1 protein-coding gene and 1 pseudogene are annotated in these 1,861 nt (G+C 57.2%); one reads left to right on the forward strand and one right to left on the reverse strand.

Going from position 1 to position 1,861, the window contains the following annotated elements:
- Positions 1–58 precede the first annotated feature (58 nt).
- Positions 59–973, reverse strand: coding sequence for an AI-2E family transporter (locus NCR35_RS29690; protein ID WP_250537451.1), 915 nt, complete (start codon positions 971–973; stop codon positions 59–61).
- A 675-nt stretch (positions 974–1,648) separates the two neighbouring features.
- Here NCR35_RS29690 and NCR35_RS29695 point away from each other — a divergent pair.
- A pseudogene (locus NCR35_RS29695) lies at positions 1,649–1,861 on the forward strand (outer membrane protein assembly factor); the annotation flags it as partial.

Here is a 1,861-nt window from a genome sequence, read left to right on the forward strand (position 1 = left end):
CCACGAGGCCTTCATGAAAATCGCTTGCTGCATCATATGCTGGCGACACCTGCAAAAGTCATTCTGTTAACGCCTCTAAGAGCGCCGGCGGCATTTCAAGCATGCGCTTTTGCAAAAATGGCGTTAGAGCATAACTTTCCACTGCCTGTATAGCTGCGTACAGCAGAAGGACGTACATCGCCTTCTCTGGACCAGCGGCCAGCCCAATAAGGACAGCCGGAATAACCGAAGCGATTGGACCGAAGTTGGGGATGAACGAGAGGGACGCAGCAAGAACCCCGAGAACCAAAGCAAGGTCGATATTCAGCAGCATGAGACCGATCGTCGTCAAGAGGCCGATCACCGCCATGGCCGTCAGTTTAGCGACAAGCCAATGCCGTAGTGCGGCCGCCGTTGCCTTAAGCACCTCATGGGTCCGTGACCGCTTGCTTTTCGGGATAAGCCGAAGGAAGCCGTTGATATAGATGGAGGGATTCAGCGCAAGAAAGAGCCCGACGAACAGTATGAAAACCGCGTTCCCCAATGCGCCGAATGTCGACGAAAACACGCCGAAGAAGCGCTGAATGCCCGACTTCCCGTCCGGAAGAAGCTGACGCAGGTGGTCAGTACTTCGCCAAATGCTGGACGCCCACTCGTAGTGCATCAATTCACGTTTGACGCTTGCCAATGCAGATGGCAGCCGATTAGCCAATTCGTTAGCTTGATCGCCTACGTCGGGAGCGACTAGCCAGACCATCAGGACCCCAGTGACGAGCGGCACGAGGACGGCAACGCCTAACGACAACTTATCGCTCATGCCGCTTCTTCGATGCAGCCAGTCAGTCACGCCTCGCAACAGGACAGCCAGGAGGAGGCCGCCGAACACCAGTAAGAAGACGTCTGATGCCGCAACGACTAACACCACCAGCGATATCACAGACGCGTAGACGGTTGATTGGATCAATGCAGCTCGCGCGACGGACTTGCTGTCCAATTCTCGGCTCCCAACGGTATGTCGATAGCGATACGAAGACTTATGCTCGTGAGATTAAGCTACCTTTTTCGCACCGGCGCAATCCCCGGTGAGTGGCAAATTTCTGCGTCCCGGCCGAACGGTTTTCACATTGACATGCGAGGCTTTATTCTGTCACATGGTGCCACATCCTTCGGACTGTTTCCCGCGCGGTCCCGGCCGGTTCGATGTGCTCGATCGCGCCCTGAGACCATTCTCGCCGAGAGCGGCGAGACGCTCGGCTTACCGCCAGGGGAGCTACTTATGGCAACTCGGGCGCGTCTGTAGCGACAGTTCGGAACAACACCGCGCGGAAGAACGGCCACGGCAGCAAGCTATTTAATAGGGCGGTGCACAAATACATCGACGCCGACCTGCGCAACTCGAGCCCACTAAGCGGCGTGTGTAGCGCGCACTGGCCTCGCGAGAGCGCTCAGCAAACCAACTGCGGCTTCATCGCATGAGGTTAGTGGCGCAAGGCAGTGACTGTGGAATTCGCCATGCTAGACAGAGGATCGCATCACGGATTTGGTGGCTAGTCGTCGACCGTCAGAAAAATACTAAGGGGTGACGTTGGTAAGGCATTCAATCGATACGCCGCAACGCTGGCGGAACTTGCTGCCACGTTGCACGCGTGTGATCCTCGCCGTCACTACGATGGCCGGCTCGCCGCCGGCATTAGCCATGTACGCCGTCGACATTGACGCTCCGCAAAGTATTCGCAAGGTCCTCGAGAAAAACCTCGACCTCGCGCGTTTTTCGAAGCGCGACGACGTCAGCGACGACCAGTTCGAGTTCCTCGTCACCGCCACGCCGAAAGACGTGCGCGATCTCGTCGCGACCGAGGGCTATTTCACGCCGGTCGTGCGC

It is taken from the genome of Caballeronia sp. AZ10_KS36 (genome assembly GCF_023631105.1).
In the GTDB taxonomy this organism is placed as follows: domain Bacteria; phylum Pseudomonadota; class Gammaproteobacteria; order Burkholderiales; family Burkholderiaceae; genus Caballeronia.